Source organism: Streptomyces sp. CB02959 (assembly GCF_002803155.1).
Taxonomy (GTDB): Bacteria; Actinomycetota; Actinomycetes; order Streptomycetales; family Streptomycetaceae; genus Streptomyces.
In genome coordinates, this window is the sequence record NZ_NNBP01000011.1 from 1 (window position 1) to 26,823 (window position 26,823).

At 73.1% G+C, this 26,823-nt stretch carries 25 protein-coding genes; 16 read left to right on the top strand and 9 right to left on the bottom strand.

From position 1 onward, the window contains the following. Positions 1-340: 340 nt before the first annotated feature. The 6 genes from CG747_RS18860 (at position 341) to CG747_RS18885 (ending at position 5,641) form a co-directional block, all read left to right on the top strand. Positions 341-1,123 carry a 2-keto-4-pentenoate hydratase gene (locus tag CG747_RS18860; protein WP_100602939.1) on the top strand — a complete coding sequence of 261 codons (783 nt, stop codon included), beginning with the start codon at positions 341-343 and terminating at the stop codon, positions 1,121-1,123. Positions 1,124-1,207: 84 nt separating this feature from the next. After that, positions 1,208-2,110, top strand: a complete 903-nt coding sequence (locus tag CG747_RS18865) for an acetaldehyde dehydrogenase (acetylating) (RefSeq protein WP_100603133.1) — start codon at positions 1,208-1,210, stop codon at positions 2,108-2,110. Next, positions 2,107-3,132, top strand: coding sequence for a 4-hydroxy-2-oxovalerate aldolase (gene dmpG / locus CG747_RS18870; protein WP_100602940.1), 1,026 nt, complete (start codon positions 2,107-2,109; stop codon positions 3,130-3,132). Before CG747_RS18865 ends, dmpG begins: the two co-directional genes overlap by 4 nt. A 13-nt stretch (positions 3,133-3,145) precedes the next feature. Continuing rightward, the gene (locus tag CG747_RS18875) at positions 3,146-4,282 is read left to right on the top strand and encodes a Rieske 2Fe-2S domain-containing protein (RefSeq protein ID WP_100602941.1); all 1,137 of its coding nucleotides are present in this window, start codon (positions 3,146-3,148) and stop codon (positions 4,280-4,282) included. An 11-nt stretch (positions 4,283-4,293) separates the two neighbouring features. Next, on the top strand, positions 4,294-4,563 hold the full coding sequence (locus tag CG747_RS18880) for a hypothetical protein (RefSeq protein ID WP_219621484.1): 270 nt from the start codon (positions 4,294-4,296) through the stop codon (positions 4,561-4,563). Continuing rightward, entirely contained in the window at positions 4,556-5,641 is a 1,086-nt protein-coding gene (locus tag CG747_RS18885; RefSeq protein WP_100602943.1) for a ferredoxin--NADP reductase, read from the top strand. The genes CG747_RS18880 and CG747_RS18885 overlap by 8 nt, the downstream gene beginning before the upstream one ends. A 120-nt stretch (positions 5,642-5,761) precedes the next feature. Here CG747_RS18885 and CG747_RS18890 read toward each other — a convergent pair whose 3' ends face one another. Beyond that, complete coding sequence (locus CG747_RS18890) at positions 5,762-6,637, bottom strand: IclR family transcriptional regulator (protein ID WP_100602944.1); 876 nt, start codon at positions 6,635-6,637, stop codon at positions 5,762-5,764. 209 nt (positions 6,638-6,846) lie between these two features. Between CG747_RS18890 and hsaA the strand changes: the two genes are divergently transcribed. The 6 genes from hsaA to CG747_RS18920 are packed head-to-tail and all read left to right on the top strand — an operon-like array spanning position 6,847 to position 12,881. After that, a complete protein-coding gene (gene hsaA / locus CG747_RS18895) occupies positions 6,847-8,022 on the top strand; it encodes a 3-hydroxy-9,10-secoandrosta-1,3,5(10)-triene-9,17-dione monooxygenase oxygenase subunit (protein ID WP_100602945.1) in 1,176 nt (391 codons plus the stop codon). Further along, the gene (hsaD, locus tag CG747_RS18900; RefSeq protein ID WP_100602946.1) at positions 8,019-8,882 is read left to right on the top strand and encodes a 4,5:9,10-diseco-3-hydroxy-5,9,17-trioxoandrosta-1(10),2-diene-4-oate hydrolase; all 864 of its coding nucleotides are present in this window, start codon (positions 8,019-8,021) and stop codon (positions 8,880-8,882) included. The genes hsaA and hsaD overlap by 4 nt, the downstream gene beginning before the upstream one ends. Before the next feature lie 27 nt (positions 8,883-8,909). Next, the gene (locus tag CG747_RS18905) at positions 8,910-9,806 is read left to right on the top strand and encodes a VOC family protein (protein WP_100602947.1); all 897 of its coding nucleotides are present in this window, start codon (positions 8,910-8,912) and stop codon (positions 9,804-9,806) included. Then, positions 9,794-10,285 (top strand): flavin reductase family protein, encoded by a 492-nt coding sequence (locus tag CG747_RS18910; protein ID WP_100602948.1) that lies wholly within the window; start codon positions 9,794-9,796, stop codon positions 10,283-10,285. Before CG747_RS18905 ends, CG747_RS18910 begins: the two co-directional genes overlap by 13 nt. Next, positions 10,282-11,190 (top strand): MaoC/PaaZ C-terminal domain-containing protein, encoded by a 909-nt coding sequence (locus tag CG747_RS18915; protein WP_100602949.1) that lies wholly within the window; start codon positions 10,282-10,284, stop codon positions 11,188-11,190. Before CG747_RS18910 ends, CG747_RS18915 begins: the two co-directional genes overlap by 4 nt. Positions 11,191-11,216: 26 nt before the next feature. Beyond that, the gene (locus tag CG747_RS18920; RefSeq protein ID WP_100602950.1) at positions 11,217-12,881 is read left to right on the top strand and encodes an FAD-dependent oxidoreductase; all 1,665 of its coding nucleotides are present in this window, start codon (positions 11,217-11,219) and stop codon (positions 12,879-12,881) included. 568 nt (positions 12,882-13,449) lie between these two features. On the opposite strand, the gene CG747_RS18925 is transcribed toward CG747_RS18920, so the two are convergent. Next, positions 13,450-13,662 carry a hypothetical protein gene (locus CG747_RS18925; protein WP_100602951.1) on the bottom strand — a complete coding sequence of 71 codons (213 nt, stop codon included), beginning with the start codon at positions 13,660-13,662 and terminating at the stop codon, positions 13,450-13,452. Between the two features lie 160 nt (positions 13,663-13,822). Between CG747_RS18925 and CG747_RS18930 the strand changes: the two genes are divergently transcribed. After that, positions 13,823-14,743 (top strand): DMT family transporter, encoded by a 921-nt coding sequence (locus CG747_RS18930; RefSeq protein ID WP_100602952.1) that lies wholly within the window; start codon positions 13,823-13,825, stop codon positions 14,741-14,743. Positions 14,744-14,787: 44 nt separating this feature from the next. Here the strand turns inward: CG747_RS18930 and CG747_RS18935 are convergent, their stop codons facing one another. The 5 genes from CG747_RS18935 to CG747_RS18955 all read right to left on the bottom strand — a co-directional run bounded on the left by CG747_RS18935 (position 14,788) and on the right by CG747_RS18955 (position 20,482). Continuing rightward, positions 14,788-15,810, bottom strand: a complete 1,023-nt coding sequence (locus tag CG747_RS18935; protein ID WP_100602953.1) for a TolB-like translocation protein — start codon at positions 15,808-15,810, stop codon at positions 14,788-14,790. Further along, the gene (locus CG747_RS18940) at positions 15,807-17,144 is read right to left on the bottom strand and encodes an MFS transporter (RefSeq protein WP_100602954.1); all 1,338 of its coding nucleotides are present in this window, start codon (positions 17,142-17,144) and stop codon (positions 15,807-15,809) included. Before CG747_RS18940 ends, CG747_RS18935 begins: the two co-directional genes overlap by 4 nt. A gap of 5 nt (positions 17,145-17,149) precedes the next feature. Then, a complete protein-coding gene (locus tag CG747_RS18945; RefSeq protein ID WP_100602955.1) occupies positions 17,150-18,043 on the bottom strand; it encodes an alkaline phosphatase family protein in 894 nt (297 codons plus the stop codon). Between the two features lie 247 nt (positions 18,044-18,290). Continuing rightward, positions 18,291-19,247 (bottom strand): serine protease, encoded by a 957-nt coding sequence (locus CG747_RS18950; protein ID WP_100602956.1) that lies wholly within the window; start codon positions 19,245-19,247, stop codon positions 18,291-18,293. Positions 19,248-19,318: 71 nt separating this feature from the next. After that, on the bottom strand, positions 19,319-20,482 hold the full coding sequence (locus CG747_RS18955) for a CaiB/BaiF CoA-transferase family protein (RefSeq protein ID WP_100602957.1): 1,164 nt from the start codon (positions 20,480-20,482) through the stop codon (positions 19,319-19,321). Between the two features lie 130 nt (positions 20,483-20,612). On the opposite strand from CG747_RS18955, the gene CG747_RS18960 reads away from it, so the two are divergent. Then, the gene (locus CG747_RS18960) at positions 20,613-22,052 is read left to right on the top strand and encodes a tetratricopeptide repeat protein (RefSeq protein WP_100602958.1); all 1,440 of its coding nucleotides are present in this window, start codon (positions 20,613-20,615) and stop codon (positions 22,050-22,052) included. Between the two features lie 126 nt (positions 22,053-22,178). Here the strand turns inward: CG747_RS18960 and CG747_RS18965 are convergent, their stop codons facing one another. Beyond that, complete coding sequence (locus CG747_RS18965; RefSeq protein WP_257980548.1) at positions 22,179-23,153, bottom strand: DMT family transporter; 975 nt, start codon at positions 23,151-23,153, stop codon at positions 22,179-22,181. Positions 23,154-23,205: 52 nt separating this feature from the next. On the opposite strand from CG747_RS18965, the gene CG747_RS18970 reads away from it, so the two are divergent. Both CG747_RS18970 and CG747_RS18975 read left to right on the top strand, forming a co-directional pair. Next, complete coding sequence (locus CG747_RS18970) at positions 23,206-23,730, top strand: MarR family winged helix-turn-helix transcriptional regulator (protein WP_100603134.1); 525 nt, start codon at positions 23,206-23,208, stop codon at positions 23,728-23,730. Positions 23,731-23,919: 189 nt separating this feature from the next. Next, positions 23,920-24,303, top strand: a complete 384-nt coding sequence (locus CG747_RS18975; protein WP_146022103.1) for a hypothetical protein — start codon at positions 23,920-23,922, stop codon at positions 24,301-24,303. A 37-nt stretch (positions 24,304-24,340) separates the two neighbouring features. Here CG747_RS18975 and CG747_RS18980 read toward each other — a convergent pair whose 3' ends face one another. Then, on the bottom strand, positions 24,341-26,776 hold the full coding sequence (locus tag CG747_RS18980; RefSeq protein ID WP_100602960.1) for a SpoIIE family protein phosphatase: 2,436 nt from the start codon (positions 26,774-26,776) through the stop codon (positions 24,341-24,343). Positions 26,777-26,823 lie beyond the last annotated feature (47 nt).

Here is a 26,823-nt window from a genome sequence, read left to right on the forward strand (position 1 = left end):
CCCACTACGGGCACTCCAACTCACCTGAATTCCACCCATCAACGGGAGGGGACGGGTCTGTGGGGTGGGGGTGTGCCGGACGTAAAGCGCAGCAGTCCGGCACACCCCCACCCCACAGACCCGGCACCGCGGCCGAACAGCCCCGCGCAGCGGCAACGCCCCGCGCCGCAGGCGCAAAACGCGAACCCCCACGGCGGGCCAGCCGGCAACGTGCGGGCAAAACCAACGGCCCCGTTATTTCGGATCGAAATAATCCCGCTCAGCGGGAACCCACCCTCCCCGGCCGCCCGCCGCCCCGCTTAGCCTCCCGGCACAGACCGACCGCCCCGTGGAGGACCATATGCTCACGGACCGCCAACGGCAGCTCGCGGCACGGCAGTTGCGTGATGCCGAGCGCACCGGCCGGCCCATCGCCCCGCTCACCGGGGAGTTCCCCGGCCTCGATGCCGACGACGCCTACGAGATCCAGCTGCTCAACATCCAGGAGCGGCGACGGGAGGGCGCCACCGTCACCGGGCACAAGGTCGGGCTCTCGTCCGAGGTCATGCAGCGGATGATGGGTGTCGACGAGCCCGACTACGGCCACCTGCTGGACGATATGGAGCTGCGCCCCGGCACGCCCGTCCCGCTCGCCCGCTACTGCGCGCCGCGCGTCGAGGTCGAGGTCGGCTTCGTGCTCGGTGACGATCTGCCGGGCGAGGGCTGCACCCCCGCCGACGTGCTCGCCGCGACCGAACGGGTCGTTCCCGCGCTGGAGTTGATCGACAGCCGGATCCGCGACTGGCGGATCACCCTGCCCGACACCGTCGCCGACAACGCCTCCTCCGCCGGATACGCCATCGGCGACGGCCGGGACCCGCGCGGGCTGGACCTCAAGGCCGTCGACGCGGTACTGCATCGCGGAGCCGAGCGGATCGCGGAGGGCCGCAGCGACGCCGTGCTCGGCGACCCCACCCTCGCCGTCGCCTGGCTCGCCCGGACCGTCGCCCGCTTCGGCGTGCCCCTGAAGAAGGGGCACCTGGTCCTGCCCGGCTCCTGCACCCGGGCCGTCGACGTCGCCCCCAGGGCGACCTTCACCGCCGACTTCACCGGGCTCGGCCCGGTCTCGCTCTCCTTCGTCTGAGGGCCCGTCGGCCGGGAGGCCCACGCGGGCCGCCCCGGCCACGGGTCCGCAGCTCCCCTCAGCCCGTTCACCCGAGAGGTGATGATGACCCGCACGACCAAGGCCACCGCGGCCATCGTCGGTTCCGGCAACATCGGCACCGACCTGCTGTACAAGCTCCAGCGCTCCCCGCTGATCGAACCCCGCTGGATGATCGGCGTCGACCCGGACAGCGAAGGACTCGCCCGGGCCCGCCGCGCCGGCATCGAGGCCAGTCACGAGGGCGTGGACTGGCTCCTCGCCCAGGACGAGACCCCGGACCTGGTCTTCGAGGCCACCTCCGCCGCCGTCCACCGTGCCAACGCCCCGCGCTACGCCGAACGCGGCATCAAGGCGATCGACCTGACCCCGGCCGCGGTCGGCCCCGCCGTCGTCCCGCCCGCCAACCTCACCGCGCACCTCGACGCCGACAACGTCAACATGATCACCTGCGGCGGACAGGCCACCATCCCGATGGTGTACGCGGTCTCCCGGGTGGTCCCGGTCCCCTACGCGGAGATCGTCGCCTCGGTCGCCTCCGTGTCGGCCGGGCCCGGAACCCGCGCCAACATCGACGAGTTCACCCGCACCACCGCCCGCGGCATCGAGCGGATCGGCGGCGCCGGGCGGGGCAAGGCGATCATCATCCTCAACCCCGCCGAGCCGCCGGTCATCATGCGCGACACGGTCTTCTGCTCGATCCCCGAGGACGCCGACCGGGACGCCATAGCCCAGTCCGTCAAGGAGGTCGCCGAGCAGGTCGCCACCTATGTCCCCGGTTACCGGCTGCGGGCCGAGCCGCAGTTCGACGACCCCTCGGTGGTCAACGGCGGGATGGCCCGGGTCGCCGTCTTCCTGGAGGTCGAGGGCGCCGGCGACTTCCTGCCGCCGTACGCCGGCAACCTCGACATCATGACCGCCGCCGCCACCAAGGTCGGCGAGGAGTTCGCGAAGGGCATGCAGGCATGAAGAGCTACTCCGACACTCTCGACATCCGCATCACCGACTCCTCACTGCGCGACGGTTCGCACGCCAAGCGGCACCAGTTCACCGTCGAGGACGTACGGTCCGTGGTCGCGGCGCTGGACGGCGCGGGCGTGCCGGTCATCGAGGTCACCCACGGCGACGGGCTCGGCGGCTCCTCGTTCACCTACGGCTTCTCCAAGACGCCCGAGCAGGAGCTCATCAGGACCGCGGTGGAGACCGCCCGGCAGGCGAAGATCGCCTTCCTGATGCTGCCCGGACTCGGCGTCAAGGACGACATCCGGGCCGCGCACGGCAACGGCGCCACCGTCTGCCGGATCGCCACCCACTGCACCGAGGCCGACATCTCCGTCCAACACTTCGGGCTGGCGCGGGAGATGGGCCTGGAGACCGTCGGCTTCCTGATGATGGCGCACTCCACCACCCCAGAGGCGCTCGCCCGCCAGGGCCGCATCATGGCGGACGCCGGCTGCCAGTGCGTCTACGTCGTCGACTCGGCCGGCGCGATGGTGATGGACGACGTCACCGCGCGGGTCCGGGCGCTGGTCGCCGAGCTGGGCGAGGACGCCCAGGTCGGATTCCACGGCCACGAGAACCTCGCGCTGGGCACCGGCAACTCCATCGCCGCGATCCAGGCCGGCGCCCGCCAGATCGACGGCTCCACCCGCCGGCTGGGCGCCGGCGCCGGCAACACCGCCGTCGAGGCGCTGGTCGCGGTCTGCGCCAAGATGGGCATCCGCACCGGCATCGACGTCCTGAAGATCATCGACGCGGCGGAGGACGCGGTCCGCCCGGTCATGGACGACGAGTGCCAACTCGACCGGCTGGCCCTGCTCATGGGCCACGCCGGCGTCTACTCCAGTTTCCTCAAGCACGCCTTCCGGCAGGGCGAGCGGTACGGCGTGTCCGCCGCGCAGATCCTGCTGCGCGCCGGCGAACGCCGGCTCGTCGGCGGCCAGGAGGACCAGCTCATCGACATCGCCGTCGAACTCGCGGCGCAGAAGTAGCAGGGAGAGAACGATGACCGCACTCAACGACGAGGCCCGTGTCATCGAGGCGGCCGCGCCGCCCACCCGGTTCGCCCGGGGTTGGCACTGCCTGGGCCTGGCCGACACCTTCAAGGACGGCCGGCCGCACGAGATCGAGGCGTTCGGCACCAAGCTCGTGGTCTTCCAGGGCGCGGACGACGGTGAACTGCACGTCCTCAACGCCTACTGTCCCCACATGGGCGGCAACCTCGCCCGGGGCAGCGTCAAGGGCGACACCGTGGCCTGTCCGTTCCACGACTGGCGCTGGTCCGGGAACGGCCGCTGCGCCGGCATCCCGTACGCCCGCCGGGTCCCGCCGCGCGCCCGCACCCGGGCCTGGACCGTCCTGGAGCGCAACCAGCAGCTCTACGTCTGGCACGACCCCGAGGGCAACCCGCCGCCGCCCGAGGCCGTCATCCCCGAGATCGCGGGCGCCGGCCACCCCGACTGGTCCGCCTGGTCCTGGAACACGCTGCGGGTCGACGGCTCCAACTGCCGGGAGATCGTCGACAACGTCGTGGACATGGCGCACTTCTACTACATCCACTACTCGTTCCCGACGTACTTCAAGAACGTCTTCGACGGGCACATCGCCACCCAGTACATGGAGTCCTCCCCGCGCGGCGACATCGAGGTGACCACCCCGTCCTCGATCGGCGACCTCCGCTCCGACGCCTCGTACTACGGCCCGTCCTACATGATCGACAAGCTGTGGACGGACGTCGGCGCCGAGGTCGAGATGGAGTCCGTCCTCATCAACTGCCACTACCCGGTCGACGCCGACAGCTTCGTGCTGATGTACGGCGCCATCGTCAAGAAGCTCCCCGGCATGACCGACGAGGAGGCCGCCGAGGCCGCCCGGCTGGCGTCCGAGGGACTGAAGGTCGGCTTCGAGCAGGACGTGGAGATCTGGCAGAACAAGACCCGCATCGACAACCCCCTGCTGACCGAGGAAGACGGCCCGGTCTACCAGCTCCGCCGCTGGTACGAGCAGTTCTACGTGGACGCCGCCGACGTCAAGGACGAGATGGTGCGCCGGTTCGAGTTCGAGATCGACACCGAACGGGCCAACACGGCCTGGCGCGCCGAGGTCGCCGACAACCTCGCCCGCCGCGCGGCCGGGGCCTGACGGTGCGGCCCGTGATCTGCGGGACCTGCGGGAACCAGGTCCTGTGCGAGAAGTTCAGCCCCGCCCACACCCAGGTGCAGTGGACCGGTGACGCCGCCGAGAGCTGCCCGCGGATCGGTGCGCGGGTGACGACCGGAGAGGCGAGCGCCCGGGTCCGCTCCTGCGACGCGCTGCGCGCCAGCATCGCCCGTGCGGTCGCCGACGGCAGCCTGGTGGTGGCCGACAAGGACGGCAACCCGGTGCCGGCCGCGGCCGCGGAACCGGCGGTGGCCGATGCCTGAACCGCGCATCCACCGGCTGCGGATCGCCGAGGTGATCGACGAGACCGCCGACGCCCGCTCGCTGGTCTTCGAGCCGCACCCTCAACTCCCTTACGTTCCAGGGCAGTTCCTCACGTTCAAACTGCCGGGCCGGGAGGGTGGGGCGGCGGCCCGCTGCTACTCCCTCGCCAGTTCCCCGCACACCGGCGAACCGATGAAGGTCACCGTCAAACGGGTCCCCGGCGGCCACGGCTCCAACTGGCTGTGCGACCACGCCCGCCCCGGCACGGAACTGGAGGTGCTGCCGCCGGCCGGCACCTTCACCCCCGCCGGCCTCGACACCGACCTGCTGCTGATCGCCGGCGGCAGCGGCATCACCCCCGTGATGTCGGTCCTGAAGTCGGCGCTCACCCAAGGCACCGCCCGGCACGTCCTGCTCTACGCCAACCGCTCCGAGTCCGCCGTCATCTTCCGTGGCGAACTGCGCGAACTGGCCGAGGACTACCCGGACCGGCTGGTGGTCCTGCACTGGCTGGAGAGCCTCCAGGGGATGCCCGACCCGGGGCGGTTGGCCGCCGTCCTCGCCCCGCACGTCGGGCGCGAGGCGTACCTGTGCGGACCGCAGCCGCTCATGGACGCCGCCGAACAGGCCCTGCGCGGCCTGGGCGCGCCCCGCGGGCGGCTGCACCGGGAGCGGTTCTTCTCGCTGAGCGGCGCCGCGGCGTTCGAGGCGGTCGGACCGGTCGAGCCGCCCGAGGCGGTCGAGGCGGTCGAGGCGAACGGTGCGGACCGGCCGGGCGGCCCGGCCCGGCCCGACGCGGGGGCCGCCACCACTCTCACCGTCGAGCTCGACGGTGAGACCCACCAGGTCCGCTGGCCGGTCGGCACCCCGCTGCTGGACGCCCTGCTGGCCGCCGGGGTCGACGCGCCGTACTCCTGCCGCGAGGGCGCCTGCGCGGCCTGCACCTGCCGGGTGGTCAGCGGCGAGGTGGCCATGGCGCACAACGAGGTGCTGGACGCGGAGGACCTGGCCGAGGGCTACGTCCTGGCCTGCCAGGCGGTCGCGACCGGCGGCGAGGTGGAGATCAGCTACAGCTGAGCGGCGGGGGCGGCGGGGGCGGCGGGGGCGGCGGGGGCGGCGGGGGCGGCGGGAGATCTTCGCGCCGCCCCCGCCGCATGTCCGTGCGCCGCCGCCCCCGCACCTCCCGTCACTGCCCCCTCACACCCATTCGCTGTCCCGCAGCCAGGCCAGGGTGTTCGCCATCGCCGCCGGTGACAGCACCGGCCCCGGCGGCGGCACCTCCGCGGTCCGGTGCGGCCGGACGGTGCGCCGCCCGGGCCCGAACAGCGACCGCCACACCGTCCGCGCGCAGTCCGCCACGGCCGGGGCGAGCCGGTCCAGTTCCCGGTGCGCGCCGTTGCCGGAGAGCGAGATCGCGGCGATCGCCCGGCCCGAACCGCGCAGCGGCACGGCCACGCACGACACCCCCCGGTACGCCTCCTCGTGGTCGTAGGCGATCCCGCGGGCCCGCGCCGTCGCGAGTTCGGTGCGCAGCGCCTCCGGCCGGCAGATGGTCCGCGGCGTACGCGGCCGCAGCCCGCGCCGCACCACCTGCTCCACCACCGCGTCGTCGCTGAAGGCCAGGATCGCCTTGCCGGAGGCCGTGCAGTACGCCGGCTGCCGACCGCCGACCCGTGAGGGCACCACGGTGTCCGCCGCGCCGCCGATCCGCTCCACGTGCACCACCTCGGCCTCGTCCAGCACCGCCAGATGCACCAGGTGCCCGGTCGCCTCGTGGAGTTCGTGCAGGTGGGGCAGGGCTGCCCGGCGCAGCCGGTGGTGGTGGGAGGCGAGCGCGCCGAGTTCCAGCACCCCCATGCCCAGCCGGTAGCCGCGGCCCTCCCGCTCCAGCCAGCGCAGCCCCAGCAACTGGTCCAGGATCCGGTGCGCCGACGAGCGGGGCACGCCCGAGCGCTGCACCACCTCGGTGAGGGTGAGCCGGGACTCGGTATTGCTGAATGCGTTCATCACCCGCGCCGCCTTCTCCAGCAGCGACAGCGGCCCGCAGTCGCCCCCGGCAGTCTGCTCCGGCATCGGCACACCTCCCACGCAACGGCGAAACCCCAGGTCCAGGCCGAATCGGAGGCCGCCCACCGGGTTCTCGCGGATTGCCGGGAACGTTGCCAGCCCTCCCGCTGAGTGGGAAGAGGGTATTTCGTTTCGGAATAGTAAAGCGTAGGTTCCTGCCACCCCTGCCGCGGGACGGCGCGGCAGGGCCCTACCTCAGATCGAATCGAGAGGGGATGCGCATGCGCGACGAAGACGTCCTCGCAGCGGTCCGCGAACTCGCCCCCACCCTGCGTGAACGCGCCGCCGAGGCGGAGGAGCTGCGCCGGGTGCCGGACGCCTCCATCAAGGACCTCGCCGAGACCGGTTTCTTCCAGCTCCTCCAACCGCGGGCGTACGGCGGACTCGCCGCCGACCCGCTGGTGTTCTACCGGGCCGTCAAGGAGATCGCCCGGGCCTGCGGTTCCACCGGCTGGGTCGCCTCGGTCGTCGGCGTCCACCCCTGGCACGTGGCGCTCTTCGACCGGCGGGCCCAGGACGAGGTCTGGGGCGACGACCCGCACACCCGCGTCAGCTCCTCCTACGCACCCACCAGCCAGGTCACCCCGGTCCCCGGCGGCTTCAAGATCTCCGGCCGCTGGCACTTCTCGTCCGGCTGCGACCACGCCGACTGGGCGCTGCTCGGCGGACTGGTCACCGACACCGGCGGCAAGCCCGTCGAGGTCTACACCTTCCTCGTGCCGCGCAGCGACTTCCGCATCATCGACGTCTGGGACACCGTCGGCCTGCGCGGCACCGGCAGCAACGACATCGCCATCGACGAGGTCTTCGTCCCCGAGCACCGCGCACTCGGCTTCGGCCCGGTCAGCGCGCGGGACTGCCCCGGCCACGCGGTCAACCCCGAACCGCTCTACCGGCTGCCCTACGCCTCGGTGTTCACCACCACCATCTCCACCCCCCTCGTCGGCATCGCCGAAGGCGCCTACGAGGGATACGTCGCCGCCACCCGGGAACGCTTCCGGGTCTCCTACGGCCAGAAGGTCGTCGAGGACCCCTTCGCCCAGGTCCGGATCGCCCGCGCGGCCAGCGACATCGACGCCGCCTGGCTCCAACTCACCCGCAACATAGGCGAGTTGTACGACCTCGCAGTGCGCGGCGAGGACCTGCCGATGGCCCTGCGCACCCGCGCCCGCCGCGACCAGGTGCTCGCCACCGAACGCGCGGTGGCCGCCGTGGACCTGCTGATGGAGAACTCCGGCGGCAAGGCCATGCGCACCGGCCCCAACCTCGTCCAGCGCGCCTGGCGCGACGCACACACCGGCCGCGGCCACGCGGCCAACGACCCGGAGCGCGCCCTCGTCCTCTTCGGCCAGGGAGCCCTCGGCCTCGACATCCAGGACACGATGCTGTGACCACCCACGCGAACGTCACCTACGAGAGCACCTCGAAGACCGCCAAGGCCGGGGAGCCCACCCTCCACTACAACGAGGCCGGCGACCCCGCCGCGCCCGCCGTGATCATGCTGCACGGCGGCGGCCCCGGCGCCTCCGGCTGGTCCAACTTCGGCCGCAACCTGCCGGCCTTCGCCGAGCACTTCCGCACCCTGCTGGTCGACATGCCCTGCTACGGCGCCTCCGACAAGCCCGAGCCGACCAAGGACTACTTCTCCTTCGCGGCCGACGCCGTCGCCGCCCTCATGGACCGGATCGGCCTGGAGAAGGCCCACTTCGTCGGCAACTCGCTCGGCGGCGGCACCTCCACCCGGATGGCGCTGGACCACCCCGAGAAGGTCGACAAGCTCCTCCTCATGGGCCCCGGCGGCATCTCGGTCAACCTCTTCGCGCCCGACCCCACCGAAGGCGTCAAGAAGCTCTTCGCGTTCAACCGCATCGCCGAGCCCACCCGCGAGATGATGCGCGACTTCCTCACCACCCTCGCCTACGACCCGGCGATCGTCACCGACGAGTTCGTCGAGGAGCGGTTCGCCCGCGCCACCGACCCCGAGGCCAAGCTCGGCAACGACCGGATGGCCGCCGCCTTCGCCAAGTGGCCCGCCGACACCGCCCTTTGGCGCGAGGCCCACCGCATCACCCACCCCACCCTGCTCACCTGGGGCCGCGAGGACCGGGTCAACCCGATCGACGGGGCGCTGGTCGCCCTCAAGGTCATCCCCGACGCCCGGCTGCACGTCTTCCCGCACTGCGGCCACTGGGCGCAGACCGAGAAGTTCGACGAGTTCAACCGCCTCGCCCTCGACTTCTTCCGCCACTGACGCCACCCGGCACCGAAAGGCACGGCCATGGACATCCGCTCTCTGGGCTACCTGCGCATCGAGACCGCCCGGCTCGCCGAGTGGCGCACCTACACCCTCGACATCCTCGGCATGGTCGAGGCCGAGGGCAGCACCGACGCGGTGCTGCACGTCCGCATCGACGACCGGATCCGCCGCTTCTCCTTCGAAGCCGGCGAACAGGACCGGCTGCTGGCCGCCGGATTCGAGGTCGCAGGCAGAGCGGCGCTCGCCGAAGCCGCCGCCGAACTGGAGGCCGCCGGCGTCCCCGTGAAGCACGCCGACGAGGCCACCCTCGCCGACCGCCGCGTACAGGGCCTCATCCACTGCACGGACCCGTCCGGCAACCCCCTGGAGATCTACTGGGGCCAGGCCCAGGACCACACCCCGCTCGGTACCCCCTACGGCAACCGCTTCGTCACCGGCGACCACCTCGGCCTCGGCCACGTCGTCCTGCCGGCCCCCGACATGGACGCCGCCGTCGCCTTCTACGAGGACCTGCTCGGCTTCCAACCGCGCGACCGGATGAAGCTCCCCCCGGCCGCCGTCCCGACCGGCGAACCCGGCCGCGACCACTACTGGATGAACTTCCTCAGCCCCAACTCCCGCCACCACAGCCTCGGCCTCTACCCCGGAGCCCTGCCGCCCGGCATCGTCCACTTCATGGTCGAACTGGAGACCCTCGACGACGTCGGCTTCTGCCTGGACCGGATGCACAAGGCCGGCATCCCCATCGCCTCCTCCCTGGGCCGGCACTCCAACGACCACATGGTCTCCTTCTACGCCCAGGCCCCCGGCGGCTTCCAGGTCGAATACGGCTGGGACGGCCTCCTCGTCGACCCCGCCACCTGGGTCACCAAGGAGATCACCGCCGACAGCTTCTGGGGCCACCAGTGGAACGGCTGATCGACCCCGCGGCGTTCCGGGACGTCCTCGGCCGGTTCGCCAGCGGCATCACCATGGTCGCCACCCTCGGCCCCGACGGCGCCCCCGCCGGACTCGCCTGCCAGTCCTTCGCGTCGCTCTCCCTCGACCCGCCGCTGATCCTGCTCTGCGTCGGCAAGCACTCCACCAGCTGGCCGCGGATCGCGGCCGCCGGCCGCTTCGCCGTCAGCGTCCTCGCCGAGGAGCACCGGGAGGCGTGCGCCGCCCTCGCCGCGTCCGGCACCGACAAGTTCGCCCGACTGGCCTGGCGCCCCGGCCCGCACGGCACCGTCCACCTGGACGGCGCACTGGCCACCGTGGACTGCGAGCTGGACGCGGTCCACGAGGCCGGCGACCACCTCCTCGTCACCGGCCGGGTCCTGGACCTGACCGCCCGCGAGGACGGGGCGCCGCTGCTGTACTTCCGCGGCGGCTACGCAACGGGAGCCTTCGCGTCATGACCGACTCCCTCTTCCGGAAGATGGGGGCACCGCCGATCGACGTGGCCCGGGTGACCTCCGCGGCACCCGTGCGCACCGAGGTCACCTGGGACGACCGCGACGTGCGGCTCTACCACCTCGCGCTCGGCGCGGGCGTCCCCGAGACCGACGACGACGAACTGGCCTACGTCTACGAGCGGCACGCCCGCGGCCTGGCGGTGCTCCCCACCTTCGGCACCGTCGCCGGCGGCACCGGCGGCATCGGCTTCCAGGTCTTCGACCTGCCCGGCGTCCACCTCGACCTGGCCCAGGCACTGCACGGCGGCCAGGAGATCACCGTGCACCGCCCGCTGCCCGCCGCCGCCCGGGCCACCGCCGTCACCCACGTCCCCGCCGTGTACGACAAGGGCCGGGCCGCCGTCCTCGTCCAGGAGTCCACCCTCCTCGACGAGGACGAACGCCCCCTCCTCACCCAGCGCAACCACATCTTCGTGCACGGCGCCGGCGGCTTCGGCGGCGACCGCGGCCCGACCGACCCCACCCCCGTCCCCGACCGGGCCCCCGACCACCTCTTCGACCTCCCGACGATGCGTCAACAGGCCCTCCTCTACCGCCTGACCGGCGACTGGAACCCGCTGCACGCCGACCCCGCCACCGCCCGCGCCGCCGGCTACGACCGCCCGATCCTGCACGGCCTGTGCACCTTCGGCATGGCCGTCAAGGCCGTCACCGACCGGCTGCTGCGGTCCGACCCGACCCGGGTCACCGGCTGCCGCACCCGCTTCGCCGGCGTCTTCCTCCCCGGCGAGACCCTGCGGCTGCACCTGTGGCACCATCCCGACGGCGACGGCTACCTGCTCCGCGCCACCGCCCCGGACCGCGACGACGCGGTGGTCCTCAGCCACGCCGCCGTCACCGTCCGCTGACCGCCCACCGCACCAACGGAGCTGCGATGAAAGACAGTTGGGACCACACCTACGACGTCGTGATCGCCGGATCCGGCGCGGCCGGCTTCGCCGCCGCACTCACCGCCCGGCTGCGCGGCCTGCGCGCCCTGATCATCGAGAAGACCGACCGCTACGGCGGTTCCACCACCCTGTCCGGCGGCGCGATCTGGGTACCCACCAACTTCCACCTGGACGCCGCCGGCCTCGGCGACACCCGCGAGAAGGCCCGCGCCTACCTGGACGCCACCGTCGGCGACCGGGTCCCGGACGCCCTCAAGGACGCCTACCTCACCAACGGGCCGCGCATGGTGCGGGAGTTCCACGACCGCACCGCCGTCCGCTTCGTCTACACCCCCGGCTACTCCGACTACTTCCCCGAGCGCCTCGGCGGCTACCCGCAGGGCCGCTCCGTCGAACCCGCCGTCTTCGACTTCACCAACCTCACCGCCGAACAACGCCGCACCATGCGCCGGGCCGGCCTGCCCACCTACGGGCTCACCATCACCAGCTACGACTTCCGCTACCTCAACATGGTCGCCCGCACCTGGGCCGGCCGCCGCACCTCCGTCAAGGTCGGACTGCGCGCCGCCAAGGCCCTCGCCACCGGCGCCAAACCGCTCTCCCTCGGCGAGGCCCTGATCGCCCGGATGCGGCACTCCCTCGCCTCGCTCGGCGGCGACCTGTGGCTGTCCACCGCCCTCACCGGCCTGATCGAGGAGAACGGCCGGATCACCGGCGTCCGCGCCCTCCGCAACGGCCGCGAGGTCACCATCCAGGCCACCGGCGGCGTCATCCTGGCCTCCGGCGGCTTCTCCCACAACCAGCAACTCCGCGAGAAGCACCTCCCCGCCCCCACCTCCACCGCCTGGTCCTCGGCGTCCGAAGGCCAGACCGGCGACGCCCTCCAACTCGGCATCGAGGCCGGCGCCGCCACCGACCTGCTCGACAAGGTCTGGGGCGCCCCTTCGGTCTGCCCGCCCGGCGAGCGCCCCTTCTTTCTCGTCGCCGACCGCGGCATCCCCGGCATGGTCATCGTCAACCAGGCCGGCGAACGCTACGCCAACGAGGCGGCCCCGTACCACCAGTTCGTCGACGCGATGTACGCCGCGCACACCCCCGAGGCGTCCACCGTCCCGTCCTGGCTGATCCTCGACGCCCGCGCCAAGTCCCGGTACCTCTTCATGGGCCTCTTCCCCGGCCAGCCGTTCCCTCGGAAGTGGCTCGCCGACGGCTTCATCAAGAAGGCCGACTCGGTCGCCGACCTGGCACGCGCGACCGGCACCCCCGCCGACCGCCTCGCCGCCACCCTCGACCGCTTCAACGCCTTCGCCCGCGCCGGCCGCGACGAGGACCACCACCGCGGCGACAGCGTCTACGACCGCTACTACGGCGACCCCACCCTGCCCAACCCCAACCTCGCCCCGCTCACCAAACCGCCCTACTACGCGATCCCCGTCCACCCCGGCGACATCGGCACCAAGGGCGGCCTGGTCACCGACGCGGACGCCCGCGTACTACGCGAGGACGGCACCCCCATCGACGGCCTCTACGCCTCCGGCAACGCCTCGGCCGCCCCCATGGGCGAAACGTACCCGGGCCCCGGCGCGACCATCGGCCCCGCGATGACGTTCAGTTGGGCGGCGGTGAACCGGGTCGCGGCGCTTGGCTGAGCCCGCACGTTGTCGGCCTCCCCGCCGTGGGGGTTGCTGTTTTTGCGCCTGGCGGCGCGGGCCCGCTCGTACGTTGCCGCTGTGCGGCGTCGTTGCGCCTGCGGCGAGCCGGTCCGCTGCGCGGGGCTGGTCGGGTGCGGTGCCGGGTCTGTGGGGTGGGGGTGTGCCGGACTGCTTCGCTTTACGTCCGGCACACCCCCACCCCACAGACCCGTCCCCTCCCGTTGATGGGTGGGAAAAAGAAAGGGGGGATGGTGGTACGCGTGAGTGGGACGGTGCGGGTCCGCTGTTGAGTCGTGACCGGGTCGATCAGCGACCGGCAGGCGACCACTCAACAACGAGCCCCACCCACCGTTTCTCCTCACCACCACCGGGAGGGGTCGGGTCGGAGGGGTCGGTGTGCAGGACGTAAAGCGCAGCAGTCCTGCACACCGACCCCTCCGACCCGACACCGCACCCAACAGCCCCGCGCAGCGGACAATGGCTCGCGCCGCAGGCGCAAGAACAGCAACCCCCACGGCGGGACAGCCAAAAACGTGCGGGGCCAAAAAAGGGGGCCGCGGGCCGATTAGCCGCTGGCCACCTGCATCCGTTCCGGCCCGGCCTGGCCCTCCGCTGCCACCGGCCACGGCATCAGGACGGGTGAGGGCCGCCCCGGTGCGACCGTGCGTCGGGCGGAGCCGGCGGGGCCAGGGCCGGAGGGTGGTGCGGAGGTGCAGCCGGCCGCGGCGAGGGAGGCGGCGGTCAGCGCGGTGGCGAGGAGGGGAGAGATGCGGCGCACGGTCTCACGGTGCGGGAGGGGCGCCGGGGGGCCAAGCGACGCGCCGGGGTGTCACGCGGACGAACGACAGTGACGGACCCTCCTGCACGACCGTGCCGGGCGGGTCGGCCGGGCTGCGGTTAGCGTCGGGGGCGGGGGCCGACGAGGGAAAGGTGGGCGTGTGGCGGTGTGGCTGCCCGTCGTCTTCGCGGTGCTCGCGGCGGCGTGCAACGCGCTGTCCACGGTGCTCCAGCGCCGCGCGGCGCGCACCGTGCCGGTCTCCGACCGGCTCCGGCTCGGCCTCTTCGCCGATCTGCTGCACCGGGCGGCGTGGCTCGGCGGGATGCTGATGGTGCTGCCGGCCGCCTGCTTCCAGGCGTTGGCGCTGTCGCTGGGCGCGCTGTCGGTGGTGCAGCCGATCTTCGTGTTGGAGCTTCCGCTGGCCCTGCTCATCGGCCGGGTGCTGCTCGGCGGGCCGGTGCCGGTGCGGATCTCGGGGCGCGGCTGGGCCGGTGTGGGCCTGCTGGTCGTGGGGCTGGGCACCGGGCTGGCGGCGGCCGCACCCACCGTCGGCCGGGACTACGCCCCGTTGAGCCGCTGGGTGCCCGCCCTGGTCGTCTGCGCGTCGGTGATCGCCGTGACGGTCGGGGCGGGGCTGCGCCGCGGGGCCGGCAGCGTGCGCGCGGCCTGCTTCGGTGCGGCGACCGCGGTGGGGTACGCGCTCACCGCCGCGCTCCTCAAGGACGCCACGCATGTGTGGGAGCGCGGCGGTGCGGCCGAGTTCTTCGTGTCCTGGCAGACCTACGCTTTCGCGGTCACCGGTGCGCTGGCCCTGTTCATGATGGAGAACGCGATGCAGTCCGGCCCGCTGACGGCCTCGCAGCCGGTGCTGACCCTCGGCGACGCGCTGATCAGCCTGTCGCTGGGGGTGACGCTGTTCGACGAGCGGGTCCGCATCGGGTGGTGGCTGGTCCCGGAGGCGCTGGGCGTCGGCCTGATCCTGTGGGGCGCGGTCCTGCTGTCCCAGGTCTCGCTCGCCCGGGACCTGGTGACCGGTCAGACCGGGGAGCGGTTGGAACGGCCGCCGCGGGGGCGGGGGTAGCCGGGCGGCCGGCGGTCGGTACGCGTCCGTATCTGCCGTCGTGCTCACCCGAGGTACGCGGGGGCGACCGCCGACGTCATCATCCGGCGGGCGGTGCCCGAGCCGTCGGCCGGGACCGTCCACAGGTCCGAGCCGTAGTCGCCGGGCAGGGCGTAGACCAGGGTGCCGTTGCCGGACCAGAGTGCCTGGTCGTCGATGTTGCGGTGCTCGGCGGTGGCGGTCTCCTTCATGGTGGCGAGGTCCAGGACGTAGAGCCGCCAGGGGGCGTCGGGGGAGGCGCCGGGGACGCGTTTCTTGTAGGCGATCCGGGTGCCGTCGGGGGAGAGCGAGGGGCACTCGACGTTGGCGTGCAGGGTGGTCAGGGTGCGGGCGGTGCGGTCGCCGCGGACGAGGTAGGTCCGGCCGCCGGTGGCGAGGGTCGCGTAGAAGCGGTTGTCGTCGGCGAAGGTGACGCCCCAGATGTTGGTGTCGGAGGCGTGGTACGGCCGGCCGTCCTTGACGACGGCGTACTGCTCCAGGTTGTCGTCCAGCGCCCAGGTGCGGGTGTCGGCGATGGCCGTGCGGGTGGAGAAGGCGGTGCCCGCGTAGGAGTCGCCGCTGACGAAGACGGTCCAGGCGACCGTGTGGCCGGTGGGGGAGACCCGGGCCCGGGTCGGGATGCCGGGGGCCGGGAAGCGGTGCCGTACCCGGAGGTGGGAGTCGAGGACCACCGCCTGGTAGGTGTCCTGCAGGGCGCCGCGTTCGGCCTGGAGGCAGATGCCGGTGCCGGCGGTGGCGTGGAAGCGCAGGCATTTCACGCCGGAGGCGGTGCGCGGGCCCTGCGGCTGCCCGGCCGGCACCGCGGCGATCTCGTCCCGGTGCGGGCCCCAGGCCAGGTTGCGCACCAGCAACCGCCGTTCCCCGGCCGGGTCGAGGGTGACGGCGCCGCTGCGGACGGCCGGGCCGCCGGCCTGCTGCCGGTCGCGGACGGCGGACCGGTCGGCGGCCCGCAGCACCGCGGCGGTGCCGACCGTCCCCAGCAGGACCACCGCGAACAGCAGCACGGCCAGGCGGGTCTTCCGGTTCATCGGGGCGCTCCCTGGGGGGTACGGCGGTCGTCGTCGGGGCTCGGGTCCAGGTCCGGCGCGTCGGTGGTGCGGAGCAGTCGCGCGGCGATCAGGGCGGCGACGGCGAGTGCGCCGGCGGCCACCGCCAGCGCGGCCCGCCCGTCCCACAGGCTCCAGGCCGCGCCGAACGCCAGCGAGCAGACGAACCGGGCCAGTGCCTGGCCGGTCCCCACCAGGGCCTGTCCGGCGCCCAGATGCTTCTCCGGGACCGCGCCCGCGGTGGCGGCGGCCAGTACCCCGTCGGTGGCCGCGTAGAACGCACCGTGCAGCACCAGCACCGCGAGCACGGTGGCCGGGCCGCGCAGCGGGGAGAGCACCAGCCCGTACGCGAGGAGCAGCGCGGCGTGTCCGGCGAGGAAGAGCCGGCGGCGCCCGGCCCGGTCGGCGAGCGCGCCCAGCGGCACGGCGAGCAGCAGGAAGGTCGCGGCGGTGCCCAGCGGCAGCAGCGGGAACAGGTCGGCGGGCACGCCCAGTTCGCGCTGGAGGAGGAGGTAGAGGAAGGCGTCGCTGACGGTGGTGAGCCCGAGCAGTGCGGCGCACAGCGTCAGCCGGCGCAGTCCGGGGCGGCGGAGCAGGGCCAGTGAGTCGCGCAGGGCGGGGCGGGCGGGAGCGGGGGCGGTACCGGCTGCCGGGGCGGCGACCGCGGGCCGGGCGGGCACGAACAGCACCAGCACCAGCACGCCCAGCGCCGCCACGCAGGCGCTCACGGTGAACACCGCGTCGTAGCCGTCGACCGCGATCCGCAGCACCGCGAACGCCGCCAGCGGTCCGAACAGCGCACCGGCGGTGTCCATCGCGCGGTGCACGCCGAACGCCCGGCCGCGGTGTTCGGGCCGGGTGGCCAGCGAGATCATCGCGTCCCGGGGCGCGGTGCGCAGTCCCTTGCCGGCGCGGTCCACGGCCAGCACGGCGCCGATCGCCGGCAGCCCCTGGGCGATCAGCAGCAGCGGTTTGCAGACCGCGGACAGGCCGTAGCCGATACCGGCCACCACCTTGTGCCGGCGGCCGCCGCCGTCCGCGAGGTGGCCGCCGGCGAGCCGGACCAGCGCCCCCACCCCGTTGTTGATGCCGTCCAGCAGGCCGAAGCCCAGCGGCGACAGCCCGAGGGCGGTGACGACGTACAGCGGCAGCACCGCGGTGATCATCTCCGCGGAGACATCGGTGATCAGGCTGACCGCGCCGAGCGCGAGCACCGTGCCGGGCACCGCGGGCCGCCGCCCCGGGCGGGTGCTGCCCGGGGCGGCGGCGGAACCGGCGGGGCCGGTCGCGTTGTTGCGGGAGTCCGCGAGGTACACGGGCCTCAGTTCCAGATGCCGGTGACGTCGGAGGCCGCGGCGGCGTTGCCGGCGTGGCTGCTCAGACCGGCCAGGTCCTCCAGGGTGCGGAGGATGTTGTAGTGGTTGTACGTGGTGCCGCTGGAGCTGCCGGGCGTGACGTGCGCGCCGTAGAACAGCGTCGGGATGCGGTTGCCGGACAGCCGGTTGTCCTCGTCGAAGGTGACGACCAGCATGCTGTTGTGGGTCTTGGCCCACTCCGCGTAGCCGCTGAGCTTGTTCTTGACCCAGGTGTCGCCGGTGCCCACCGAGCAGTCGTGCATGTCGTTGCAGAGGTCGGGGATGACGAAGGAGACCTTCGGGAGGGTGCTGTAGTCGGACGGGAACTGGGCCATGGTCCTGGCGGTGTCCGTCGGCACGTTGGAGAAGCCGAACCACGGGTTGTGCTTCTGCGCGTACTTCCCGCTGCTGCACGTCGTCGAACCCTGGGTCGGCAGGCCCTCGTTGTAGCTCGCCCAGGTCTGGCCGGCGGCGATCAGCTCGGAGGCGAGGTTGGGCGCGGACATCGAGCCGACCGGGACGCAACTGTCGTCGGTGCGGCCCTGGTTGGAGCCGGAGAACAGCATGTAGTAGTTCGGCTCGCTGGGGTGGGTCAGGCCGAACGACTGGGTGAGGTCGGCGCCGCCGGCCTTGAGGGAGTTCAGGTAGGGCGCGCCGGAACTGCCGACCACCTGGCTGTAGGCGTGGTTCTCCAGCATCACCACGACCACGTGGTCGGGGGCGGGGAGCCCGGCGGTCTGCGCGGTGGCGGCGGCGCCGGTGGCGGCCCACAGCCCGAGCGAGGCGGCGGCGAGGGCCGCCGCGCCGGCGAGCGCGGTGAGGGAACGCCGGGTGCGCTTGCGCGCCTTGACTGGGGTCATGACTGTCCTCCGGACAGGAGTGACGGGCGTACGGGGGAGGGAGCGCGGTAACCCTAGAAGCGGCCGGATGGACTCGGCCGCGTCCACCGGATGAAGAACAAACGAACGAATGCCCTTCACAGTCGAACGATGGTGGCGGCCAACCGGCCACGGGCACAGGGGAATTCCGGCCACCCGGGCACGGGCCCGCCCGGACACCGGAGCGTTCCGGCGCCCGGGCGGGCCGGTGCGTGCCGCCCCGGGTGCGTCAGGTCGCGGTGCGCGGCGCCGCCGGGGTGTCACCCCGTACGGCGTGCAGGTACAGCAGCGCCGTGTCGAGGGTGAAGTACGAGCTGTAGGAGATGTCGGGGGTGTCCCCGCCGGTGTGGTAGCCGCCGATCACGCCGATCAGGGCGTAGCCGCCGAAGTCCCGCACCAGGAACGGCCCTCCGGAGGTGCCGCCGATGTAGCCGGCGCAGGGGATCTCCAGGAAGTCGCCCGGGGCGGCCGGGTCGGTGCTGGTGTAGCGGTGGGTGGACGAGGCGCAGTCCAGCGGCTGGGGGTAGCGGGTGTCGCTACTGCCGGGGTAGCCGATGAGGCGGACGTCGGGGTGGTCGTACCCGGGGTAGGGGAGGAGGTCGAAGCCGCCGGTCACCTGCTGAACCCGGGCGCCGTCCTCGCGCGGGCCGACCCGGACCACCGCGTAGTCCCAGCGGGCGCCGCCGTCCGTGCCCAGGTCGTAGTAGCGCTGGTCGAGGTAGATCCGCTCGACGGGGTAGATGCCGTGCGGTTTGCGGCCGTCGTGGTACTGCGGCACGAACGACAGGTACTTCTTCGGGTCGGGGGAGCGCAGGCAGTGCCCGGCGGTGACCACGAGGTTGCGGTGCGGGCTGCGGACCACCGTTCCGCCGCAGAACCGGCCGGTGTTGGTGCCGTCGGTCCAGAAGAAGGTGCCCACCTGCGGCAGCCCCTCGAAGGGGTGGCTGGGCGGTACCGGCGCGGCGGACGGCCGCGGTGGCGACGGCTCCTGCCCCTTGACCACCACGGGTTCGGCGGCCTCCATGCGCCCCGCGGTCCAGTACGCGTCGACGGAGGAGGCCGGGCCACCGGGGGCGGCGGCGTGCGCGGGCGGTGCGGGCACCGCGAGCAGTGCCAGGACGAGCGCCAGCAGGACGGCGAGCGGCGCGGGGACGGAGCGGCCGCGGGCGGCGAGGGGTCTGCCCATGGACGGGTTCCTTTCGGGCGGAGGGTAGGCCGACATGGTCGTACGGCGGCAGGCGGCTGGCCAGAGGCGCGTCACCGGTTGCCGGGCGTTTCCCGTTCCGTACCGTCGAGTTCCGCCAGAATGCGCTCCCGGTCCTCGTCCAGCGCCGGGATCCGGTCCATCCGCGGCTCCCGGCCGGCGACGGTGACCGGCGGCAGCAGCGCGTCCAGCGGGCCGACCGGGGAGTCCACGGTGCGCCACCGGTCCCGGGCGGCGAGCTGCGGATGCCGTATGAACTCTCCGACGTCCCGCAGCCGTCCGTGGGCGATCCGGGCGTCGGACAGCCGCCGCTCGATCTCCTCCGCCGCCAGGTGGGCGAACCGCTCCTCGATCCGCTCCCGCAGCGCCGCCCGGTGGGTGACCCGGGCGGAGTTCCGGTCGAACCGCGGATCGGCCGCCAGCTCCGGGAGTTCCAGCACCCGCGTGCAGAACGCCGCCCACTCCCGTTCGTTCTGCACGCCGAGGAAGACCCGGGTCCCGCCCGCCGCGCGGTACGGGCCGTACGGGGCGATCGCGGCGTGCTCGGCACCGGAGCGGGGCGGGGTGGTGCCGCCGTAGCGGGTGAAGTAGGCCGGGTAGCCCATCCATTCGCCCAGCGCCTCCAGCATCGACACCTCGAAGGCGCCGCCCCGGCCGGTGCGCTCGCGCTCGTAGAGGGCCGTCAGGATCCCGCTGTAGGCGTACATGCCGGCGGCGATGTCGGCAACCGGGATCCCGATCTTGGCCGGTTCCTGCTCCGTGCCGGTCAGCGACATCGCCCCGGCCTCGCACTGCACCAGCAGGTCGTACGCCTTCGCGTGCGCGTACGGTCCGCCGGTGCCGTAGCCGGAGATGCCGCACACCACGAGCCGCGGATGGGCCGCCTGCAGCGCCGCGGCGGTCAGGCCCAGCCGCTCGGCGGCCCCCGGTGCGAGGTTCTGCACGAACACGTCGGCCCGGGCCAGCAGCCGTCGCAGCACCGCGGCGTCCCCGGGGCTCTTCACGTCGAGGGCGATCGACTCCTTGTTGCGGTTGAGCCAGACGAAGTGGCTGGACATCCCGCGCACCGTCTCGTCGTAGCCGCGGGCGAAGTCGCCGGTCCCGGGGCGCTCCACCTTGATGACCCGGGCGCCGAGGTCGGCGAGTTGGCGGGTGGCGAAGGGCCCCGCGACCGCCTGTTCGAGCGCGACCACGGTGATGCCGTCCAGAGGGAGCATAAGTGGACCTTTCCTGAGGAGACGGGGCGGAGCTGGGCGAGAGGGGTACCTATCTGCCCGTGGATCCGGACCGACGGATCCGCGGATCCGACGGGATCCGGCGGCACCCCACCCACCCGCAGGAGTCACCATGACAGCCGACCGGCACGGGCACGTCCTCACCGACACCGGCCCAGAGGCCCGCGACCACTACGAACGGGCCCTGGACGACCTGTTGTTCTTCCGCCCGGCCGTCGAGGAGCGGGTCCGGGCGGTGCTGGCCGCCGCGCCCCGCTCGCCGATGGGCCATGCCCTCGCCGTCCATCTGGGTGTGCTGGCCACCGAGGAGCGGGCCGTCGAGGCCGCTCGCGCCACCTTCACCGCCTTCCGCGCGGGGCTCGCCTCGGACCGGCTCACCGCACGCGAGCGGCGGCATCTCGCCGCGGCGGAGGCCGGGTTGGACGGCGACTTCCGCACCGCGGCCCGGATCCTCGGCGAGATCGGCATCGCCCACCCCCGCGACGAGCTGGCCCTCTTCGCCGGCCACCACTTCGACTTCCTGACCGGCGACGCCCCGCGGCTGCGCGACCGGATCGGCGGTGCGCTCGACGCCTGGGACGAGGACGATCCGCACTACGGACCGCTGCTCGGCATGTACGCCTTCGGACTGGAGGAGAACGGCCACTACGAACACGCCGAACAGACCGGACTGGCGGCCCTGGAGCGGCAGCCGCACGACGTCTGGGGCATCCACGGCGTGGTGCACACCTACGAGATGCGCGGCCGGTTCACCGACGGCATCCGCTTCCTGGACGCCCGGACCGACGCCTGGGCCGGCGACACCCTGCTCACCGGCCACAACTGGTGGCACTACGCCCTCTTCTCCCTGGAGCGCGGGGACACCGGCCGGGTCCTGGACATCTACGACTCCGCGCTGCACGACGTGGCCGCGGACGGCGGAGCCCTGGAACTCGTCAACGCCGCCGCCCTGCTGTGGCGCCTGCACCTCGCGGGCGACGACCAGAGCACCCGCTGGGCGGCCCTCGCCGACGCCTGGGAGCAGCGCGGCGACGGCCCGCACTACGCCTTCAACGATGCCCACGCGGTGATGGCGTACGTCGGCGCGGGCCGCCTGGACCGCGCCGAACTGCTCGTCCGGGACCGCGAGCGCTGGCTGGCCGGGACTCCGGCCGGCCCGGTGCCCGCCAACCGCGCCATGACCGCCGACGTCGGCCTGCCGGTCTGCCGGGCCCTGATCGCCTACGGCCGCAAGGACTACGCCGGCGCCACCGACCTGCTCCTGCCCGTCCGGTACCGCCTGCACGAGTTCGGCGGCAGCCACGCCCAGCGCGACGCCGTCCAGCGCACCCTGGTCGAGGCCGCGCTCGCGGCCGGCCGCCACGACCTGGCCCGCACCCTGCTCAGCGAACGCAGCCGGCTCCGTCCGGTCTGCCCCTACAACTGGTCGGCCAAGGCCCGCCTGGAGGAGCGGCTGGGCGCACCGGAGCGGGCGGCGGCGGCCCGGCAACGGGCGGCGGCACAGGCGGCCGGTGCCGGGCTTGAGGACCATCGGAACGAAAACCGGCGCTGAGGATCCGACGGCCCTGGTGGGCGGCTGACGGTGTGCCGGGGGCCGGACCCGTCCGAAGCCGTCCCACCGGCAACGCCCACCGACAACGCCCACCGGTCTCTGACGGCGGCACCCCACCCCGTCTGCTCACTCGTCCCGGCAGGCTGTCGGCGCCGCTCCCTGCTCCCGTGTCCCCTGGTCCTCATGGGGGATTGCGGTGGAGGACTCGCGGGTGGGGTGCTTGTCGGGTGCGGGCTGGAGCGGAGTCCGACTGCCGCCGCGTCGTCCTGTGCGTGTGGGCCGTCCCAGGACGACTCCGACCAGGACGAGTGCCAGCCCGCACAACTGCTGGACTGTCAGCACCTCTCCGGCCACTGCGGTGCCGAGCAGCACGCCGGTGACGGGGTTGAGCAGTCCGACCAGGCCCACGGTCCCCACGGGCAGGTGCCGTAGCCCGGTGAACCAGACGGCGAAGGCCAGCGCGGTGGCGACGAGGGTGACGTAGCCGAACGCGAGGAGCGCCGGCGTGGAGAGTGCGGGCGGAGGGCCCTCCACGGCTGCGGCGACCGGCAGCAGGAACAGTCCTCCGGCGGTGAGCTGCCAGGCCGTCGAGGCGAGCACGTCGGTACCGGTGTTCCACCGCTTGGTCAGGATGTATCCGAAGGACGACACGAGCATGGCCGCGGCCGAGGCGAGGACTCCCGGCACGCTCACTTCTCCTGTTCCCGTGAGCAGCATGAGGCAGACCCCGCCGAGCCCGATCGCGGCGCCGGCCAGGTGCGCGATGCCGGGCCGCTCGGAGACGAGGACCCAGGCGATGAGCATCATCGCCAGCGGGGACACCGCCATGACGGTCGAGGCGATGCTCGTCGGCAGTAGCTGGGAGGCGGCGTAGACGAGTACGAAGAACACGCTCACGTTGAGCAGTCCGAGCACCGCGGACCGCCACCACCACACACCGCGCGGTCGCTGCCTGCACAGGCCCAGCAGGACGAGACCGGCGGGCAGCGCTCGCAGAGCCGCCCCGTAGAGGGGGCTGTCGGGCGGCAGGAATTCATGGGTGACGTAGTAGTTGGCGCCCCAGGCCGCCGGTGCGACCGCGGTCAGGGCCACCCACCGCATATTAGCTTCCATGGAAGACAATATAGCTTCCCGGGAAGCTACCATGGTGTGCATGGACGATCCGCAACCACTGGACCGCGTGGCCCGCATCCAGGCCGACTGGCGCCGCGAGCGGCCCGACCTCGACATCTCCCCGCTGGGCGTGATCGGCCGGCTGCACCGCCTGGCCGGCCATCTCACCGAGGAACTCTGCCTCGTCTACGGGCGCTACGGACTCAGCGAGGGAGAGTTCGACGTCCTGTGCGCACTGCGCCGCGCCGGTGAGCCCTGTGAGCGCGCGCCCGGCGAACTCGCCGCGCACACCATGGTCACCACCGGCGCGATGACGAAGCGCATCGACCGCCTGGAGCGGGCCGGACTCGTCACCCGCCGGCGTGCAGACGACGACCAGCGCGGCCGGATCGTGGCCCTCACCCAGCCCGGTCGCGAACTGATCGACCAGGCATTCGCCGACCACATGCGCAACGAACGCCGCCTGCTGAGCCGGCTGACGCCCGCCGAGAACACGGCACTTGAAGGGCTGCTCACCACCTGGCTCTCACACGTGGAGGACACGCGTCCGTCCGACAGCAAGTGACCCGACCGGCGCCGGGAGGCCGACTCCGTACGGGACGGCGCCCCGTCGTACGCCGCGTACGCGGCAGCGGCATGCGGCGTCAGCGGGTCGGCGCCGGGGGCGGCGAGGCTGCGTCCGGTCATGGGCGCGACCGGCCCCGAGACGAGAGACACTTGAGGGCTGCAACTGCTCGACGCGTTCACCGGGGTCGTGGACTCCTCGCACCCGCCCACGCTCGTGGTGCCCTCGCGCACCCTCGTGGCGCCGCCCACCGAGGACGGTCCTGGAATGGCCCGGGAGGTCCCTTCCGAGGACGTCGAGTTCTACGCCGAGGACGGCGAACGTGCCGTACTCATCGATGCCCGCGGGGTCGAGATCAGGCTGGTCGGACCCAACGGCATCAGTATCGACTTCCCCTGGGACGATATCGCGAGCATCAGCCACACCCTCAGGGAGGCCGGCCTGCAGTGCACGCTGTTCATCGAGTTCACCGACGACGTTCCGTACGACTGCGCGCTGACCGCACCCGACGACGTGACGTACGGCAGATGGGCGCGGCACCTGCCGGACGTCCTGGATCACTACTGCGAGTAGGAGCATGCCTCGCCGGCGACCCGCTGCGCCGCGCGGGTCAGGCCAGCAGCTGTTCCGCCCAGATCACCTTGCCGTCGGTGGTGTAGCGGGTGCCCCACCGGTGGGTGAACTGCGAGATGAGGAACAGCCCGCGGCCGCCCTCGTCGGTCGTCCGCGGATGCCGCAGGTACGGCGAGGTGCTGGAGCCGTCGCACACCTCGCAGATCAGGGTGTGCTCCATGATCAGCCGCAGCCGGATCGGCCCCGACCCGTACCGGATCGCGTTGGTGACCAGTTCGCTGACCACCAGCTCGGTGGTGAACGTCAGCGTGGGCAGGTCCCATTCGGTCAGCTGCCGGGCGGCCATCTCCCGGGCCCGGCCCACCACGGCCGGATCGGAGGTCAGTTCCCACGAGGCGAACCGGTCCGGGGCCAGCCCGCGGGTCCTGGCCAGCAGCAGCGTGACGTCGTCGTGCTGCCGGCGCGGCGCCAGCGCGCCGATGACCGACTCGCCCAGTGCGTCGAGGGACTCGTCCGGGGCGGCGAGGGCGTGCAGCAGCCGCTCCTGGGCCGGTTCGCCCGGCCCGGGGGCCGCGCCGGCCAGCAGCCCGTCGGTGTACAGCGCGAGCACGCTGTCCTCCTTGACGGTCACCTCGACGGCCTCGAACGGCAGCCCGCTGACGCCGAGTTGGGGGCCGACCGGAAGTTCGGCGAACGCGGCGGTGCCGTCCGGCCCGACGATGACCGGCGGGGGGTGCCCGGCGCTGGCCATGGTGAAGCGGCGGCCGACCGGGTCGTAGACCGCGTAGAGGCAACTGGTGCCCGTCGCACCGGCGTCCGCGCCCTGGCCGCCCTCCTCGGACACCCGGCCGACCAGGTCGTCGAGGTGGGCGAGGAGCTCCTCGGGCCGGAGGTCCAGGGCGGCGAGCGTCTGCACCGCGGTGCGCAGCCGCCCCATCGTGGCGATCGCGCCGATGCCGTGCCCGCGGACCTCGCCCACCACCAGCGCCAGCCGCGCCCCGGACAGCGGGATCACGTCGAACCAGTCGCCGCCCACCCCGGCCAGCTCGTCCGCGGGCCGGTAACAGGTCGCCAGGGTCAGCGCACTGTGTTCCAGGACGCCCTGCGGCAGCAGACTGCGCTGGAGGGTGAGCGCCGCCTCGCGCTCCCGGGTGTAGCGGCGGGCGTTGTCCAGGCACACCGCGGCCCGGGCCACGAACTCCTCGGCCAGCCGCTGGTCGTCCGGGCCGAACGGTTCACCGTGCTCGCGGCGGAAGAAGCTGGTGACGCCCATCGTCGTGCCGCGCGCCCGGATCGGCACCACCATCGCGGTGTGCAGGCCCTCTTCCCGCAGCTGCCGGCGCCGGCCGCCGGGGACGTCCGCGGCCCACTCCGCGCCGTGCGGGTCCAGCCACTCCACCCGCCAGGACTTGCCGTCGGCCAGCGCCCGGATGGGCGGTGACCAGGAGTGGTACGACGCCAGGTCCCCGACGCCGATGACCGCTTCGGGGATGCCCGGCCGGGCGGACTGCTGGCCGCCGCGGCGCAGCGCGACCCGGTCCGCTTCACCGGGCGGCCCGGTGAGCGGGTCCCCGCCCCGGATCACCGAGTCGAGCAGGTCCACGGTGACGAAGTCGGCGAGGTCCGGCACCGCGACGTCGGCGAGTTCCTGGGCGGTGCGGAGCACGTCGAGGGACTGGCCGATGGCGGTGCCGGCCCGGTCCAGCAGGGTCAGCCGCTGGCGGTTGCGGTACCGCTCGGTGATGTCGAGGACGGTGTAACACACGCCGATGGGGCGGCCGTTGCGGCCGTCGAGCCGGACGAACGACATGGCGTGGGCGCGTTCGTGGCGCGGTTCGGACTGCGGGCGGCCGATGTGTTCGTAGCCCAGGACCGGTTCGCCGCTCTCCAGGACGCGCCGCATCTGGGTCTCCAGTGCCGCGGCGTCGAGGCCCGGTTGGATCTCGGCCAGCCGCCGCCCGATCCGCTCCCCGGCGGGGCCGCCGCCGAACCGCTCCAGGGCGAGGTTGGACCAGACGAACCGCAGGTCGGTGTCGACCACGGCCATCCCGACCGGTGCCTGCATCAGGAGCTTCTCCAGCACCGCCCGGCTCAGCTCCCAGCCCGGGAACGACGACGCCTCGGCGGCCACCGCCAGCCAGTGCGGGGTGCCGTCGCCGTCGGTCACCCGGGCCAGCTGCACCATGACATCGACCAGTGCGCCGTCCTTGCGCCGGGCGGCGAGCGTCCCGCTCCAGCCGCCGTGCGCCCGGCACTGCGCGGCCAACTCGGGCAGCCGGGCCGCGTCGTCCGGTGCGAGCAGCGCCGCGGCGGCCCGCCCCACCACGTCCGCGGCCGCGTGGCCGAACAGCCGCTCGGCGCCGTCCGGCCAGCTCTCCACGCGGCCGCGGGCGTCGCACAGCACCAGGGCGGCGTCGGCGACGTCGAGCGGCGCCTGCCGCCCGTCGTGGCCGTGCTCCTCGAAGTCCACCATCAGAGCCGTTCCGTCTCTGCCGGACGAGCCGGACGAATGCGGTATAG